The 14,830-nt window shown below is 72.3% G+C and carries 14 protein-coding genes; 12 read left to right on the top strand and 2 right to left on the bottom strand.

Annotated elements, in window-relative coordinates; genetic code table 11:
* The first annotated feature begins 155 nt into the window (after window positions 1–155).
* The 6 genes from AAW13_RS25725 (at window position 156) to AAW13_RS25705 (ending at window position 4,803) form a co-directional block, all read left to right on the top strand.
* Window positions 156–890: a YqjF family protein gene (locus AAW13_RS25725; RefSeq protein ID WP_046734484.1), complete on the top strand. Its 735-nt coding sequence runs from the start codon at window positions 156–158 to the stop codon at window positions 888–890.
* Between the two features lie 108 nt (window positions 891–998).
* Window positions 999–2,207 (top strand): carbohydrate-binding protein, encoded by a 1,209-nt coding sequence (locus tag AAW13_RS25720; protein ID WP_046734483.1) that lies wholly within the window; start codon window positions 999–1,001, stop codon window positions 2,205–2,207.
* Between the two features lie 130 nt (window positions 2,208–2,337).
* Window positions 2,338–3,114 (top strand): polysaccharide lyase family 7 protein, encoded by a 777-nt coding sequence (locus AAW13_RS25715; RefSeq protein ID WP_046734482.1) that lies wholly within the window; start codon window positions 2,338–2,340, stop codon window positions 3,112–3,114.
* Window positions 3,115–3,218: 104 nt separating this feature from the next.
* Window positions 3,219–3,671, top strand: coding sequence for a hypothetical protein (locus AAW13_RS25710; protein ID WP_046734481.1), 453 nt, complete (start codon window positions 3,219–3,221; stop codon window positions 3,669–3,671).
* Window positions 3,662–3,784 carry a hypothetical protein gene (locus tag AAW13_RS47480; RefSeq protein WP_276207602.1) on the top strand — a complete coding sequence of 41 codons (123 nt, stop codon included), beginning with the start codon at window positions 3,662–3,664 and terminating at the stop codon, window positions 3,782–3,784. Before AAW13_RS25710 ends, AAW13_RS47480 begins: the two co-directional genes overlap by 10 nt.
* Before the next feature lie 41 nt (window positions 3,785–3,825).
* Entirely contained in the window at window positions 3,826–4,803 is a 978-nt protein-coding gene (locus tag AAW13_RS25705; protein ID WP_046734480.1) for an SMP-30/gluconolactonase/LRE family protein, read from the top strand.
* A 76-nt stretch (window positions 4,804–4,879) separates the two neighbouring features.
* On the opposite strand, the gene AAW13_RS25700 is transcribed toward AAW13_RS25705, so the two are convergent.
* Together AAW13_RS25700 and AAW13_RS25695 are read right to left on the bottom strand one after the other, a co-directional pair.
* On the bottom strand, window positions 4,880–8,254 hold the full coding sequence (locus tag AAW13_RS25700) for a pyruvate carboxylase (RefSeq protein WP_046732220.1): 3,375 nt from the start codon (window positions 8,252–8,254) through the stop codon (window positions 4,880–4,882).
* Between the two features lie 202 nt (window positions 8,255–8,456).
* A complete protein-coding gene (locus AAW13_RS25695; RefSeq protein WP_079178967.1) occupies window positions 8,457–9,257 on the bottom strand; it encodes a hypothetical protein in 801 nt (266 codons plus the stop codon).
* A 242-nt stretch (window positions 9,258–9,499) separates the two neighbouring features.
* Between AAW13_RS25695 and bla the strand changes: the two genes are divergently transcribed.
* The 6 genes from bla to AAW13_RS25665 all read left to right on the top strand — a co-directional run bounded on the left by bla (window position 9,500) and on the right by AAW13_RS25665 (window position 14,771).
* The gene (gene bla, locus AAW13_RS25690) at window positions 9,500–10,375 is read left to right on the top strand and encodes a class A beta-lactamase (protein WP_046732219.1); all 876 of its coding nucleotides are present in this window, start codon (window positions 9,500–9,502) and stop codon (window positions 10,373–10,375) included.
* 180 nt (window positions 10,376–10,555) lie between these two features.
* Window positions 10,556–12,211 (top strand): ATP-binding protein, encoded by a 1,656-nt coding sequence (locus AAW13_RS25685; RefSeq protein WP_046732218.1) that lies wholly within the window; start codon window positions 10,556–10,558, stop codon window positions 12,209–12,211.
* Window positions 12,208–12,615 (top strand): roadblock/LC7 domain-containing protein, encoded by a 408-nt coding sequence (locus tag AAW13_RS25680; protein ID WP_046732217.1) that lies wholly within the window; start codon window positions 12,208–12,210, stop codon window positions 12,613–12,615. Before AAW13_RS25685 ends, AAW13_RS25680 begins: the two co-directional genes overlap by 4 nt.
* Window positions 12,612–12,959, top strand: coding sequence for a DUF742 domain-containing protein (locus tag AAW13_RS25675; protein ID WP_046732216.1), 348 nt, complete (start codon window positions 12,612–12,614; stop codon window positions 12,957–12,959). The genes AAW13_RS25680 and AAW13_RS25675 overlap by 4 nt, the downstream gene beginning before the upstream one ends.
* Window positions 12,940–13,566 carry a GTP-binding protein gene (locus AAW13_RS25670; protein WP_420855494.1) on the top strand — a complete coding sequence of 209 codons (627 nt, stop codon included), beginning with the start codon at window positions 12,940–12,942 and terminating at the stop codon, window positions 13,564–13,566. Before AAW13_RS25675 ends, AAW13_RS25670 begins: the two co-directional genes overlap by 20 nt.
* On the top strand, window positions 13,563–14,771 hold the full coding sequence (locus AAW13_RS25665) for a cytochrome P450 (protein ID WP_046732214.1): 1,209 nt from the start codon (window positions 13,563–13,565) through the stop codon (window positions 14,769–14,771). The genes AAW13_RS25670 and AAW13_RS25665 overlap by 4 nt, the downstream gene beginning before the upstream one ends.
* Window positions 14,772–14,830: the final 59 nt, after the last annotated feature.

Genomic DNA, 14,830 nt, shown 5'->3' with positions numbered 1-14,830 from the left:
CAGTTTACCCGTGTGACCGGGCCGGGCGGCGCGGAAGTCCTGATCAGCGAGGCGTCGCCGGGGTACGGCACATCCGGCGGGACGGGCGGCGCCCCGGTCCCGCGGAACCCTCCCATCGACTCGTACTGGCGTGCTATCAAGCTGTGATGGAGACCATGGCGGCCGAGGCCGTGACCCCGTCCACCCCGCGGCCGGTACGGCGGCCGACGATGGTGCAGGGGTGGTACGACCTGACCTTCCTGCACTGGCCGGTGGAGCCGGAGCGGGTGGCGGGGCTGCTGCCCGCCGGCACCCGGCCGGACACCCTGGACGGCGTCACCTACGTCGGTCTCGTCCCGTTCCTGATGCGGGGCACCGGTTTCGGGCCGGGGCCGGGACTGCCGTACCTGGGCACCTTCTGTGAGACGAACGTGCGGCTGTACTCGGTGGACGGGCTCGGCCGGCGCGGGGTGGTGTTCCGGTCCCTGGACTCGGCCCGGCTGCTTCCGGCACTGGTGGGCCGGTACGGGTTCCGGCTGCCGTACCTGTGGTCCGCGATGCGGCTGCGCCGCGACGGCGACGCGATCACCTACACCTGCCGGCGGCGGTGTCCGGTGGCCGCGAGCCGGGCGGTGGTACGGACCGGGCCGCCGATCGCCGAGCCCTCGCCGCTCGAGCACTTCCTGACCGCGCGCTGGGGGCTGCACGTCACGTGGCACGGCCGTACCGCGCACCTGCCGACCGAGCATCCGCCCTGGCCGCTACACCGGGCCGAACTCGTCGACCTGGACGACGAGCTGGTGGCCGCGGCAGGTGTTCCGGTGCCGTCCGGGCCGCCGGTCAGCGTGCTGTGGTCACCCGGGGTGAAGGTGCGGTTCGGAACGCCGGAGCTGCTTCGCCACAGCGAGTAAAGAGATCGTATGGTCTAGTCCAAAGTGTCCTTTGGTCCAGTCCAATTTATTGACGTGGTCGCGACACCTCCGGAAGCTGGGGCGACTCCCCACCCCCTGGAGGCACCAGTGAGACCTCTTCGCGCATGTCTGGGCGCGGCGGCCGCCGTCACGCTCGCCGCCGCCGGCACCACCGCGCTCGTCACGACCGACGCCTCGGGCGCGACCACCGCGCTCAGCAACCGGTGGTACGCCGCCGCCCCCTACCTGATGCCCCTGGACAACGACCCGCCGGACCCGGCCGCCATCATGGACGCCACCGGCCTCAAGGCCTTCCAGCTGGCATTCGTCCTGGCCCCGAACGGCGGCGGCTGCTCCCCCACCTGGGGCGGCACGGCGGCCGTCTCCTCCGACACCGCCGTCCAGTCGGTCATCAGCACCATCCGCGCCAAGGGCGGTGACGTCTCCGTGTCGATCGGCGGCTACGGGGGCACCAAGCTCGGCCAGACCTGCGCGGACGCGGCCTCGACCGCGGCGGCCTACCAGCAGGTCATCACCAAGTACGGACTGCACGCGATCGACTTCGACCTGGAGGAGCCGGAGTACGAGAACACGGCGGCGATCAGGAACGAGATCGGCGCCGCCAAGATCCTCCAGCAGAACAACCCGGGCCTGTACGTCTCGGTGACGACGGCCGGCACGGCGGACGGGACGGGCTGGTTCGGCAAGCAGATGCTGCTGGAGGCAAAGTCGCAGGGGTTCACCCCGAACAACTTCTCCATCATGCCCTTCGACGGCGGCTTCAACGGCGCGGCCGCACAGACCGCCGCGCTCACCAACTTCAACTCGATCCTGCAATCCACCTTCGGCTGGGACCAGGCGACCGCCTACGCCCACGAGGGCTTCTCCGGGATGAACGGCCGCAGCGACACCGGCGAGTACTTCACCCAGGCCGACTTCCAGACCGTGCTGGACTACGCCACCAGCCACGCCATGGACCGCTTCACCTTCTGGTCCCTCAACCGCGACCGCCAGTGCACCCCGGCCGACAACGGCGGCCGCACCTCGGGCACCTGCTCCAGCGTCGCGCAGAACTCCTGGGACTTCGCCAAGTACTCGGTGAAGTTCGCCGGGGTCACCCCGCCGACCACCACTCCCACGCCGACCCCGACACCGACCCCCACCTCCTGCAAGGCCGCCTGGAGCGCGACCGCGGTGTACGTGAAGGACGACGAGGCGTCGTACGGCGGCCACAACTGGAAGGCCAAGTGGTGGACCCAGAACGAGGTGCCCGGCGCCTCCGAGTGGGGTCCCTGGCAGGACGAGGGCGCCTGCTGAACCTCTTGACGGGTATGGTCCGGACCTTTACCTTCACGGGTCATCGGCTGGTTACGGATACGTCCGGAGTTCACATACACGAACGCCATGGAGCTCCGGACGCCTCCCTCTGACGGAAGGACCCCCCCACATGTCCCGTTCCCGGCTGCTCGCGGCGCCGACCGCCGCGGGCCTGGCCCTCGCCCTGACCGTCCTGTTCGGCGGCAGCGCGCGGGCGGCGAACCCGAACGTCGCGCCCGGCGGCAACTTCGACCTGTCCGTATGGCAGCTCCAGGAGCCGGTGGGCTCCCCCGGCTCGCCGACCACCATCTCCTCGTCCCGGCTCCAGGGCGCGGGCGGCTACCAGGACGCGTACTTCTACACCGACACCCGGGACGGCGCGATGACCTTCTGGGCGCCGGAGAAGGGTGTCACCACCCCCAACTCCAACTACGCCCGCTCCGAACTGCGGGAGATGAACCGGGACGGCTCCGCCGCCAACTGGTCGCTGAGCGGCAGCCACCGGATGAGCGCCACACTGCGGGTGGTCTCGGTGACCAAGAACGTCTGCGTGGGCCAGATCCACCTCGGCACCGGCGGCTCCTCCACCAAGCCGCTGCTGGAGCTGTACTACCACTCCAACGGCGACATCGTGCTCGGCACCGAGAACTCCCCGGACGGCGGCCAGACCACGCACGGCGTCGGCCACGTGTCCATCGGCAAGACGTGGACCTACACCATCGCGGTCTCCGGCGGGAACACCATCGACCTGACCGTCAACGGCACCACCACGCACTACGCCGTCCCGTCCTCCTTCAACCAGTACAAGCAGTACTTCAAGGCGGGCTCGTACAACCAGTCGTCCTCGGACAGCACCACGAACGGGGCCCGGGTCGCGTTCTACGGCCTGACCGTCAACCACGGCTGAGCCCCGGCTCGCCCGGGCTTTCGAATACTTCGCAAGTGGTACATCCGGTGGGTCGGTCGTAGCGTCGTAGAGAAGCACTTACGGCGGTACGGGCGGGAGCGACCATGCGCAGTCCAGTGGTGGGAACGGCGATCGGACTCGGAGCGGCCCTGCTGCTCACGGCGAGTATGACGACGGCCTCCGCGACACCGCCGACACCGGCCGCGCCGCGGGCGGCCCAGCACCCCGTGCTCGTCGACTGCCTCTGGCACCAGCGGTACCGGCCCACCGACTTCATCCTGGCCTGCGGCGACGGCAACAGCCGGCTCGCCGGTATGCGCTGGACGCAGTGGAACGACAACAGCGCGGTCGCCCAGGGCTCGAACTGGGTCAACGACTGCAAGCCGTACTGTGCGGCCGGCACCTTCCACCGCTACCCGGTGACGGTGAGGCTCGACCGTCCCACGACGTGGAAGAAGCATCCGGACGTCCAGCAGTTCACGCGGCTGAGCATGACCTACTCCGGCGCGAGGCCCGAGGGGTTCACGCAGGTCATGACCATTCCGCTGTGGAACTGAGCGGAACCGTCACCCGGCTGCGCGGCATGCGGGGCCACGCCGTGCGCCGGGCGGGCGACGTCCCGGCCGGGGCTGACGGCGGCCGGGGCCGGGGAGCCGTCATGTTGGTGTGACCGGTACGCCGGAGCCCCGCGCTCCCGTCGAAAGAGGTCACATGCCCCGATTCCCCCGCGCGGCCGTGGTCGCCCCGGCCGCGCTCGTGATCGGTCTGCTCGCGGCGGCTCCGGCCGCGAGCGACGAGCCGGTCGTCTCGAACCCCCGCGTCATCGCCCACTTCGATCTGGCCGGTGGCCAGACCCCCGAGAACGTCGTCGCCGAGCGCGGCGGCTCGGCCGACGTGTCCTTCTCCTACGCCCGGCAGGTCGCCAGGGTCACCCGGGAGCGCCGGGTGCGGGTCCTCGCCACCCTGCCCGCCGAGCGCAGCCCCCGCACACCCCTGCTGAACAGTGCCGTCACCCTCGGTCTGGCCCGCGCGCTGGACGGCACGCTGTACGTCAACTACGCCACCGGCACCGGCAGGACCGGCATCTGGCGCATCCCGGCGGGCGGCGGCACTCCGGAGCAGATCGCCGAGCTGCCGTCGGACGGTCTGCCCAACGGCCTGGCCCTCGACGAGCGGCACGGCGTCCTCTACGCAGCCGACTCGGCGCTGGCCACGGTGTGGCGCGTCCCGCAGGCCGGCGGCACGCCCACGGCGTGGGCCACCGGCGCCGCCCTGGCCGCGCTGCCGGGTGCGGCCGGCGGCTTCGGGGCCAACGGGGTCAAGGTCCACAAGGACGCGGTGTGGGTGACCAACAGCGACCGGGGCACGCTGCTGCGCATCCCGGTCCGCAAGGACGGCTCCGCAGGCTCCGCCGAGACCAGGGCGACCGGCCTGACCGGCGTGGACGACTTCGTCTTCCCCGGGCACTCGGACGTCGTGCTCGCCGCGCTGAACCCCTCCAACGAGGTCGTCCTGGTCCACCCGGACGGCACCCGCGCCACCGTTCTCACGGTGCAGGACGGTCTGTCCAACCCGACCTCGCTGGCGGTGCAGGGCCGGGACGTGTACGTGGCCGGCTCCGCCTACTCCACCCAGCGCGACCCCAACCTGCTCAAGGCGCACCTGCGCGCCCACTTCGTACGGTCGTAGCGGGGACGCGGCTGACGCGGGCGGGGGCGGGCCGGTCGCGACCGGCCCGCCCCCGCCCTTTCCGTACCGGTCCGGATCAGGCGATCTCGACCAGCAGGTCGCCGCCCTCCACCTGCTGGATGCGGTTGATGGCGAGCCGGGAGATCCGGCCGGCCTTCGGCGCGGTGATGGTGGCCTCCATCTTCATGGCCTCGATCGTGGCCACCGTGGCGCCCGCCTCGACCTCCGTGCCCTCGGTCACCGCGAGGGTGACGACCCCCGCGAACGGGGCCGCGACGTGGCCGGGATCGGCGCGGTCGGCCTTCTCCGTGACCGGGACGTCGGAGGCCGCGGCGCGGTCGCGGATCTGGATGGGCCGCAGCTGGCCGTTGAGCGAGGACATCACCGTGCGCATACCGCGCTCGTCGGCCTCGCCGACGGCCTGGAGCTCGATCAGCAGCCGGACGCCGGGTTCCAGGTCGACCGCGTACTCCTTGCCCGGGCGCAGGCCGTAGAAGAAGTCCTTGCTGTCCAGGACGCTGGTGTCGCCGTAGGTCTGGCGGTGCGTCTCGAACTCGCGGGTCGGGGCCGGGAACAACAGCCGGTTGAGGGTGGCGCGGGGATCCTTGGCGAGGCCTTCACGGTCCTCGGTGGACAGCTCCGGCGCCGGCTTGGCGGCCGCGCGGCCCTGGAGCGCCTTGGTGCGGAACGGCTCCGGCCAGCCGCCGGGCGGGGTGCCCAGCTCGCCGCGCAGGAAGCCGATCACCGAGTCCGGGATGTCGAACCGGTCGGGGGTCGCCTCGAAGTCCTCCGGCTTCACCCCGGCGCCCACCAGGTGCAGGGCGAGGTCGCCGACCACCTTGGACGACGGGGTGACCTTGACCAGCCGGCCGAGGATGCGGTCGGCGGCCTCGTACATCGCCTCGATGTCCTCGAAGCGGTCGCCGAGGCCGAGCGCGACGGCCTGGGTGCGCAGGTTGGAGAGCTGGCCGCCGGGGATCTCGTGGTGGTAGACGCGGCCGGTCGGGGAGGCGAGGCCCGCCTCGAAGGGAGCGTAGACCTTGCGGACGCTCTCCCAGTACGGCTCCAGGTCCTCGATCGCCCTGAGGTCGAGTCCGGTGGGCCGCTCCGAGTAGTCGGTGGCGGCCACGATCGCCGACAGGGAGGGCTGCGAGGTCGTACCGGCCATGGAGGCCACGGCGCCGTCCACCGCGTCCGCGCCCGCCTGGACCGCGGCGAGGTAGGTGGCCAGCTGGCCGCCCGCGGTGTCGTGGGTGTGCAGGTGGACCGGGAGGTCGAACTCGCGGCGCAGCGCCGAGACCAGCCGGGCGGCGGCGGGGGCGCGCAGCAGGCCCGCCATGTCCTTGACGGCGATGATGTGGGCGCCCGCGTCGACGATCTGCTCGGCGAGCCGCAGGTAGTAGTCGAGGGTGTAGAGCCGCTCGTCCGGGTCGGACAGGTCGGCGGTGTAGCAGAGCGCGACCTCGGCGACCGCGGTGCCCGTCTCGCGTACCGCCTGGATGGCGGGGCGCATCTGGCCGACGTCGTTGAGGGCGTCGAAGATGCGGAAGATGTCGATGCCGGTGGCGGCGGCCTCCTGCACGAAGGCGTCGGTGACCTCGGTCGGGTAGGGGGTGTAGCCGACGGTGTTGCGGCCGCGCAGCAGCATCTGGAGGCAGATGTTGGGGACCGCCTCCCGCAGGGCCGCGAGCCGTTCCCAGGGGTCCTCGGCGAGGAAGCGCAGCGCGACGTCGTAGGTGGCGCCGCCCCAGCACTCCAGGGAGAGCAGTTCGGGCAGGGTGCGGGCGACGACCGGGGCGACCGCGAGCAGGTCCTTGGTGCGGACCCGGGTGGCGAGCAGGGACTGGTGGGCGTCGCGGAAGGTGGTGTCGGTGACGCCGATGGTGGGTGACTCGCGCAGGGCGCGGGCGAACCCCTCGGGGCCGAGCTCCACGAGCCGCTGCCGGGAGCCGGCGGGCGGCTCGCCGGCCGGCAGCGGGGGCAGCTTGCTGGTGGACTCGACCAGGTGGGGGCGCTCGCCGTGCGGCTTGTTGACCGTGACGTCGGCCAGGTAGGTGAGCAGCTTGGTGCCGCGGTCGGCGGAGGTACGGGCGGTCAGCAGGTGCGGGCGCTGTTCGATGAACGACGTGGTGATGCGGCCGGCCTGGAAGTCCGGGTCGTCGAGGACGGCCTGGAGGAAGGGGATGTTGGTGGACACACCGCGGATGCGGAACTCGGCGACGGCCCGCCGGGCGCGGCCGATGGCGGCCTTGAAGTCCCGGCCCCGGCAGGTGAGCTTGACCAGCATCGAGTCGAAGTGGGCGCTGATCTCGGTGCCGGCGTGGGTGGTGCCGCCGTCCAGCCGGATGCCGGAGCCGCCCGGGGAGCGGTAGGCGCTGATGCGGCCGGTGTCGGGGCGGAAGCCGTTGGCGGGGTCCTCCGTGGTGATACGGCACTGGAGGGCCGCCCCGTGCAGCTTCACCGTCTCCTGGGAGAGGCCGAGGTCGGCGAGGGTCTGGCCGGAGGCGATGCGCAGCTGGGCCTGGACCAGGTCGACGTCGGTGACCTCCTCGGTGACCGTGTGCTCGACCTGGATGCGCGGGTTCATCTCGATGAAGACGTGGTTGCCGTCGCGGTCGAGGAGGAACTCGACGGTGCCCGCGTTGCGGTAGCCGATCTCGCGGGCGAAGCGGACGGCGTCGGCGCAGATGCGGTCCCGGAGTTCCGGGTCGAGGTTCGGCGCCGGGGCCAGCTCGATGACCTTCTGGTGGCGGCGCTGGAGCGAGCAGTCCCGCTCGAAGAGGTGGATGACGTTGCCCTCGCCGTCGGCGAGGATCTGCACCTCGATGTGGCGGGGGTCGACCACGGCCTTCTCCAGGAAGACCGTCGGGTCACCGAACGCGGAGGCCGCCTCCCGGGAGGCCTGTTCGATGGACTCGCGCAGTGCGGCGGGTTCCTCGACCCGGCGCATGCCGCGGCCGCCGCCGCCCGCGACGGCCTTCACGAACACCGGGAAGCCGATCTCGTCGGCGGCCCGGACCAGTTCCTCGACGTCGTTGGAGGGCGCGGAGGAGCCGAGCACCGGGACGCCGGCGGCGCGCGCGGCGGCGACCGCGCGGGCCTTGTTGCCGGTGAGTTCCAGTGTCTGGGCGTTCGGCCCGACGAACGTGATGCCCGCCTCCTCGCAGGCGCGGGCGAGTTCCGGGTTCTCGGAGAGGAAGCCGTAACCCGGGTAGACGGCGTCGGCCCCGGCCCGCCGGGCGGCGGCCACGATCTCCTCGACGGAGAGGTACGCGCGCACCGGGTGCCCGGGTTCGCCGATCTCGTAGGCCTCGTCGGCCTTCAGCCGGTGCAGCGAGTTGCGGTCCTCGTAGGGGAACACGGCGACCGTGCGCGCACCCAGCTCGTAGCCCGCGCGGAACGCGCGGATGGCGATCTCTCCACGGTTGGCGACCAGCACCTTGCGGAACATCCCTGGATCCCTTCAGCCTGCCGGCGACAGACACCATGGTGTCAGCCGCGCGCTGCCGTGACCTGCCGTAGCTCGCCGCAACACTAGGGGTTGCCCGCAGGGGCTGAAGTGCGAAAACCATCACATTGACGTGGTTGAACGGTTCGGCGGGTCGGCCGCGTGACTTATGGGGTTCCGGGGAAAGCGGAGGGGTTGGGGTGTTTCAGGGGAGCCGCAGGGACGGCACGGGCCGGCGCTGGGGGTCGGGGCGGTGCACGGGCGGCCCGGAACGGGGCGGCGGCGGTGGTGTGTCGAGGCGTTGCGCGAACCGGGCCGGGAGGGGCGGCCGGCGGCCGTGCAGCAGACCGAGGACGAGCGCCCCGGTCACCGCGATCAGGTGCTCCCGGCCGGCGAGGTTCGGTACCGCGATCGACTCCCACACCATCGAGCCGCCGGTCAGCGCGAAGACGACGGGGGCCCGGCGGACCACGGCCAGATAGGTGAACAGGCCGACCACGGCGGCGGACGGCCCGGTGTCGAGGACCCGGCCCACCGCCGGGGGCAGGCCGAACCCCCACCAGCCGGGGCCCACCGCGACCATCACCCGGGCGGTCATGGTGCCGGCCACGGTGGTGAGGTAGGCGACGGCGAGGGTCCGGCCGCGGCCGAGGGTGAGTTCGGCGAGCGCGAAGGCGAGGAAGAGCTGGGTGATGCCCGCCCAGACGGGCAGATCCAGGGCCGGGACGTAGAGCGAGACGGGGGTGCGGAGCAGGGAGAGCCACAGCGGGAGGTCGGCGGTGACACCGCCGAGATGCCACACGAGTCTCCTGCCGAAGGGGTGCTGGGCGACGGCGTGGAAGAAGATGACGCCGGACGCGGCCACGAACGCCAGCACGATCCCGCAGAGCCCGCGGCGGACGAGCTGTCGTACCGGCTCCACCACGATGCCGTGCCATTCGTCGCGCAGCGTGCGGTGCGCGAACCGGACCGCTCTCCCGGTCAGCCGGGTCCAGTCGCCCCTCATGAAGGCATCGCCCCCTCGACACCGCCCCGCCGTCGGCCTGCCCGCGGACCCGCGCACACGGAGAAGAGGTTCTCCACGTCCCGGCCGTTTCACGCGTCATCGTATAGACGTTTGGATCATTTGCGACGATGCGGGAGCTACTACTGGCCGGAATTCCGCGTCGCGTTCATCACCCGTCCACGACGGAACCCTCCTGGCCGCCCGTGCGTCCCCCTCCCCGATGTCCAGGTGAAGGAGCCGTCATGCCGAACCCGTCGCGCCGTCTCGTCCTGACCGCCGCCCTGGGCACCGCGCTGCCCGTCGGCGAACGTCCCTCGGCAGTCGCCCGGTTGCGTGCCCTGGAACGTGAACACCGGGCGCGCCTCGGGGTGTTCGCCTGGGACACCGGTACCGGCGCCCGGCTCCGGCATCGCGGCGGCGAACTCTTCCCGATGTGCTCGGTGTTCAAGACGCTCGCGGTGGCCGCGGTCCTGCGCGACCTGGACGAGGACGTGCTGGCCGAGGTGGTGCACTACGACGAGGGCGACGTCGAGCGGGCCGGCGGGGCGCCGGTCACCGGCAGGCCCGAGAACCTCGCTTCGGGAATGACCGTCGCGCAGCTGTGCGCGGCGGCGGTCTCGTACAGCGACAACACCGCGGCGAACCTGTTGCTGGAGCAACTGGGCGGGCCGGTGGCGGTCACGCGGCTGTCGCGTTCGCTCGGGGACCGGGTGACGCGGCTGGACCGGTGGGAGCCGGAGCTGAACTCGGCCGAGCCGGGGCGCGGGACGGACACCACCTCCCCCGAGGCGATCGGCGCGACCTATGCCCGGCTGGTCCTCGGCGGCGCCCTGGACGGCGGGGACCGGCACCGGCTCACCGGCTGGCTGCTCGCCAACACCACCGGCGGGGAACGCATCCGCGCCGGGCTCCCCCGCGACTGGACGGTCGGCGACAAGACCGGGACGGGCGGTTACGGCACCGCCAACGACGTCGCGATCGCCTGGCCGCCCGGCCGCGCCCCCGTCGTGGTGGCCGTGCTCTCGACGCACACGGACGCCGCGGCCGCGGCCGACTCGGCGCTGGTGAGCGCGGCCGCCGCGGTGGTCGCGGACGCCTTCGGCCGCGACGACGCTTAAGATCACTCACAGCCTACCCACAGCAAGACACCTGCCCTGTCATCGCTTTCAGGTAATGCGGCCGGAACCGTTCTGTTTCGATCACGGACTCTCGTATAGTGACGCGAAGTTCAGCACCGAGCGTCACAACTCCTTTACCGGACACACATCCCTACCTGCTCCGAGGATCAGACCGGACCGATGACCGCGCCCACGCATCCCGGCGACCGACCGTCCCCCCGTACGCTCGCTCCGACCCTCGCACTGACCGCCGTCGTGTCGGCTCTCGCGGTGGTCGCCGCGGTGACCGCCGCTCCGGCCTCGGTACGTACGCCCCTCGCCCTGGGGGCGAGCGCGGCCGCGCTGCTGCTCTGCGCGGCGGTGACCTGGGCCGTCCACGCGGCACGCACCGCGCGCGGTGCCCGGCGCCGGCTGGAGGCGGTGAGCCAGGACATCGGGCGGCTGCTCCAGCAGCAGGCCCGCACGACCGAGGAGGCGCGCCAGGAGCAGCAGCGGCTGATCGACGAACTGGCCCAGCAACGCAGCGAGTTCGCGGAGTCCTTCGAGCAGGAGCGGGCCCGCGTCCAGGAGGACAGCGGCCAGGAGCTGGACTGGTACCGGCAGGAGAACGTCCGGCTCGCCGCCGCCCTGGAGCGGGCCTCCCGGGAACGGGCCGCGGCGATCGCCGCCGCCGGCAACGCGGCCGGCCGGATGCAGGCCCTGGCCACCGCCACCCTCGCCGACCTGCGGGGCATGGAGGAGCGGCACACCGAGGAGGACGTGCTCGCGGACCTGCTGCACCTCGACCACCGCACCGCCCAGGCGGGCCGGCTCGCCGACTCCATCGCGGTACTGACCGGGGCGCGTTCCGGCCGCCGGTGGGCGCGTCCGATCGGCATGGAGTCGATCCTGCGCGGGGCGATGGGCCGGATCAGCGGCTACCGCCGGGTGCGGGTGCACTCGGTGAGCGAGGCCGCCGTCGCGGGACACGCCGCCGAGGGTGTCATGCACGCGCTCGCCGAACTCCTCGACAACGCCGCCAACTTCTCGCCGCCGACGGCCGAGGTCCACGTGTACGTGGAGGAGGTGCCGGCCGGGGTCATCGTGTCCGTGGAGGACAGCGGGCTGGTCATGGGCGACGTGCAGCTGCGCCGCGCCGAGCGGGCGGTCTCCGGCGACACCACGGAGCTGGGCGGTCTCACCGGCACCCGGCTCGGTCTCGCGGTGGTGGGCCGGCTGGCCGGCAAGCACGGTCTGAAGGTGTCGTTCCGGCCGTCGGCACGCGGCGGCACCGGGGTGCTGATGCTCGTCCCGCAGGACCTGCTGACCAGCCCGGTCGGCGACGAGCCCGCGCCCCCGAAGGCGGCCGAGTCGCCCGCGCGGGTGCCGGCCGCCGCGGACCCGGCACCCGTGCACGAGTCCGCCGCGTCGGGCGAGTCCGCCGACCTCGCCGAGTCCGCCGCGGCCACCGGATCCGAGACCGCCGAAGCCGCGGCATCCGGATCCACCGCGGGCACCGGATCCGCCGACGACGAGAACGAGCCCGCCGGGCTGCCCAGGCGGCGCCGCGGCCGGACCCTCGCCGAGGCCGAGCGCAGGTCGTCGCCGCAGCCGGAGCAGCCGCGCCCCGCGCCCGCCGCCGAGGACGCCCGGGTGCGCGCCGCCCGCTTCAACAGCTTCCGGCAGGCCGTACGCACCGCCGCGCCCGACTCCGCCGGCGCCCACGGCACGGCCGACGAGACTGACCCGTACGCCCCCACGCCCGTGCACGACCCGGCCCCCGCGCCCCACCCGGAGTCCGAATCCGAGCACACCTCTCACCCGCACGCGCACCCGGAAGGCGACACCACTTCATGACCGGCAGGACCACCGCCGACGACAAGCTCACCTGGCTCATCGAGGGCCTCCTGGAGCGCACCCCCGGTGCCCGGCATGCCCTGGTGCTCTCCCGCGACGGGCTCAAGCTCTGCCGTACCCCGGAGCTCTCCGTCGACCAGGCCGACCAGCTCGCGGCGATCGCCGCCGGCATCCAGTCGCTGTCGCACGGGGCGTCCGTGGAGTTCGGCGACGGCAGCGGCGGCGTGCGGTCGGCGATGACCGAGTTCTACGGGGGCGTGCTGTTCATCGTCGAGGCCGGCGAGGGCGCCCACCTGGCCGTGGTGACCAGCGAGGACGCGGAGCCGGGGCTGGTCGGGCACAACATGAGCGAACTGGTCGAGCAACTCGGCGAACACCTGACCGCGCAGCCTCGCACCGCATGAGCCGGCCCGGCAGGGACGACGCGCCCGACCGTCTTTACACCATCACCGGCGGCCGCAGCGGTGCCGGCCCCGACAACCCCTTCGACCTGGTCACACTGGTCGTGGCCGAGTCGGAGCCGGCCACCGGCATGCAGTCGGAGCACGCGGCGATCCTGCGGCTGGCCGAGTTCCCGGTCTCCGTGGTCGAGATCGCGGCGGAGCTGGCGCTGCCGGTGAGCATCACCAAGATCCTGCTGGGCGACCTGCTGGCGGCCGGCCGGGTCAGTGCCCGCCACCCGTACCGGCCGGCCATCACCGATCCCGACATCCTGGAGCAGGTGCTCGTTGGACTCCGCAACCTCTGACGCGCGCACCCCGTTGGGTGCCTCCGCCGACAACGGCTTCAAGATCGTGGTCGTGGGCGGCTTCGGCGTCGGCAAGACCACGCTGGTCCGCTCGGTCAGCGAGATCCGTCCCCTGAACACCGAGGAGACGATGACCCAGGCCGGCGCGGAGGTCGACGACATCCGCGAGGTGCGCGGCAAGTCCGCCACCACCGTCGCCTTCGACTTCGGCCGGATCACGCTGGACTCCCGCAACGTGCTGTACCTGTTCGGGGCGCCGGGCCAGGAGCGGTTCTGGTTCCTGTGGGACCGGCTGTTCTCCGGCACCCTCGGCGCGGTCGTGCTCGTCGACACCCGGCGGATCGACGACTCCTGGTACGCCATCGACCGCCTGGAGAAGCACGGCACGCCGTTCATCGTGGCCTGCAACGACTTCGGCGGCGCCGTGCACACGCCGGAGGACGTCCGGCACGCCCTCGACCTGGATCCGCACGTCCCGCTGGTGAACTGCGACGCCCGTTCCCGGGAGTCCGGCAAGCAGGTGCTGATCACGCTCGTCCAGCACGTCAAGAACCGGTACGCCGGCCCGTCCGCACCGGCGGACCTGCCCCGACAGGAGTTCGTGTGACCCCCGAAGCCGTGCCGCTCGGCGGCCCCCGGTTCCAGACCGAACCGGCGCGTCTGTACCGCGAGATGCGGCGCGACCACGGCGCCGTCACCCCCGTCGTGCTCGACGGCGACGTGCCCGCCTGGCTGGTCGTCGGCTACCGCGAGCTGCACCAGGTGACCGGGGACCCGGTGCTGTTCAGCCGGGACTCGGACCTGTGGAACCAGTGGGACCTGATACCCGACGACTGGCCGCTGCTGCCGATGATCGGCCGTAAGCAGCCCTCGATCCTGTACACGGTCGGCGAGCGGCACCGCGAGCGGGCCGGGATGATCAGCGACGCGCTGGAGGCCGTCGACCCGTTCGAACTGCGCGGCCACGCCGAGCGGTTCGCGGACGAGCTGATCGACGGGCTGTGCACGAGCGGCGAGGCCGACCTGATCGGCCAGTACGCGATGCTGCTGCCGGTGCGGGTGCTGGCGCGCCTGTACGGCTTCTCCGACGAGGAGGGCCCCGGTCTGGTCACCGCCCTCAACGACATGATCGACGGGCGTGAGCGGGCGATCGCCGGGCAGACCCATCTGGCCACGTCCATGGCCCAGTTGCTGGCCGACCGGAAGGCGGACCCGGCCGACGACGTGGTGTCGCGGATGCTCCAGGACAAGAGCGGGTTCACCGACGAAGAGATGATGAACGACCTGATGGTCATGATGGCGGCCGGGCACCAGCCGACCGCCGACTGGATCGGCAACTCACTGCGCCTGATGCTCACCGACTCCCGGTTCGCCGCCTCCCTGTTCGGTGGCCGCAACAGTGTCGCGGAGGCGATGAACGAGGTGCTGTGGGAGGACACCCCCAGCCAGAACATCGCCGGCCGCTGGGCGTCCCGCGACACCCAGCTGGGCGGGCGCCGGATCCGCGCCGGTGACCTGCTGATCCTCGGACTCCAGGGCGCCAACTCCGATCCGCAGGTGCGCACCGACGCCTCCGCGCTGACCGGCGGCAACAACGCGCACTTCTCCTTCGGGCACGGCGAGCACCGCTGCCCGTTCCCCGCCCAGGAGGTCGCCGAGGTGATCGCCAGGACCGGGATCGAGGTCGTCCTCGACCGGCTCCCGGACATCGACCTGGCGGTCCCGGCCGACTCCCTCACCCGGCGGCCCTCGCCGTGGCTGCGCGGGCTGACCGCGCTGCCCGTCCGGTTCACCCCCGTACCCGCCCTCTGATCCGCTGATCCGCATCGAGAGACAGGCGCAGCACCGCATGGCGCAGTTATCCGACCCTG

Origin of the sequence: Streptomyces humi, from assembly GCF_001005085.2 — a bacterium.
Classification (GTDB): Bacteria; Actinomycetota; Actinomycetes; order Streptomycetales; family Streptomycetaceae; genus Streptomyces; species Streptomyces humi.
The sequence above is the reverse complement of the archived record's forward strand: the minus strand, read 5'-3'. Positions and strand labels throughout refer to the sequence as shown.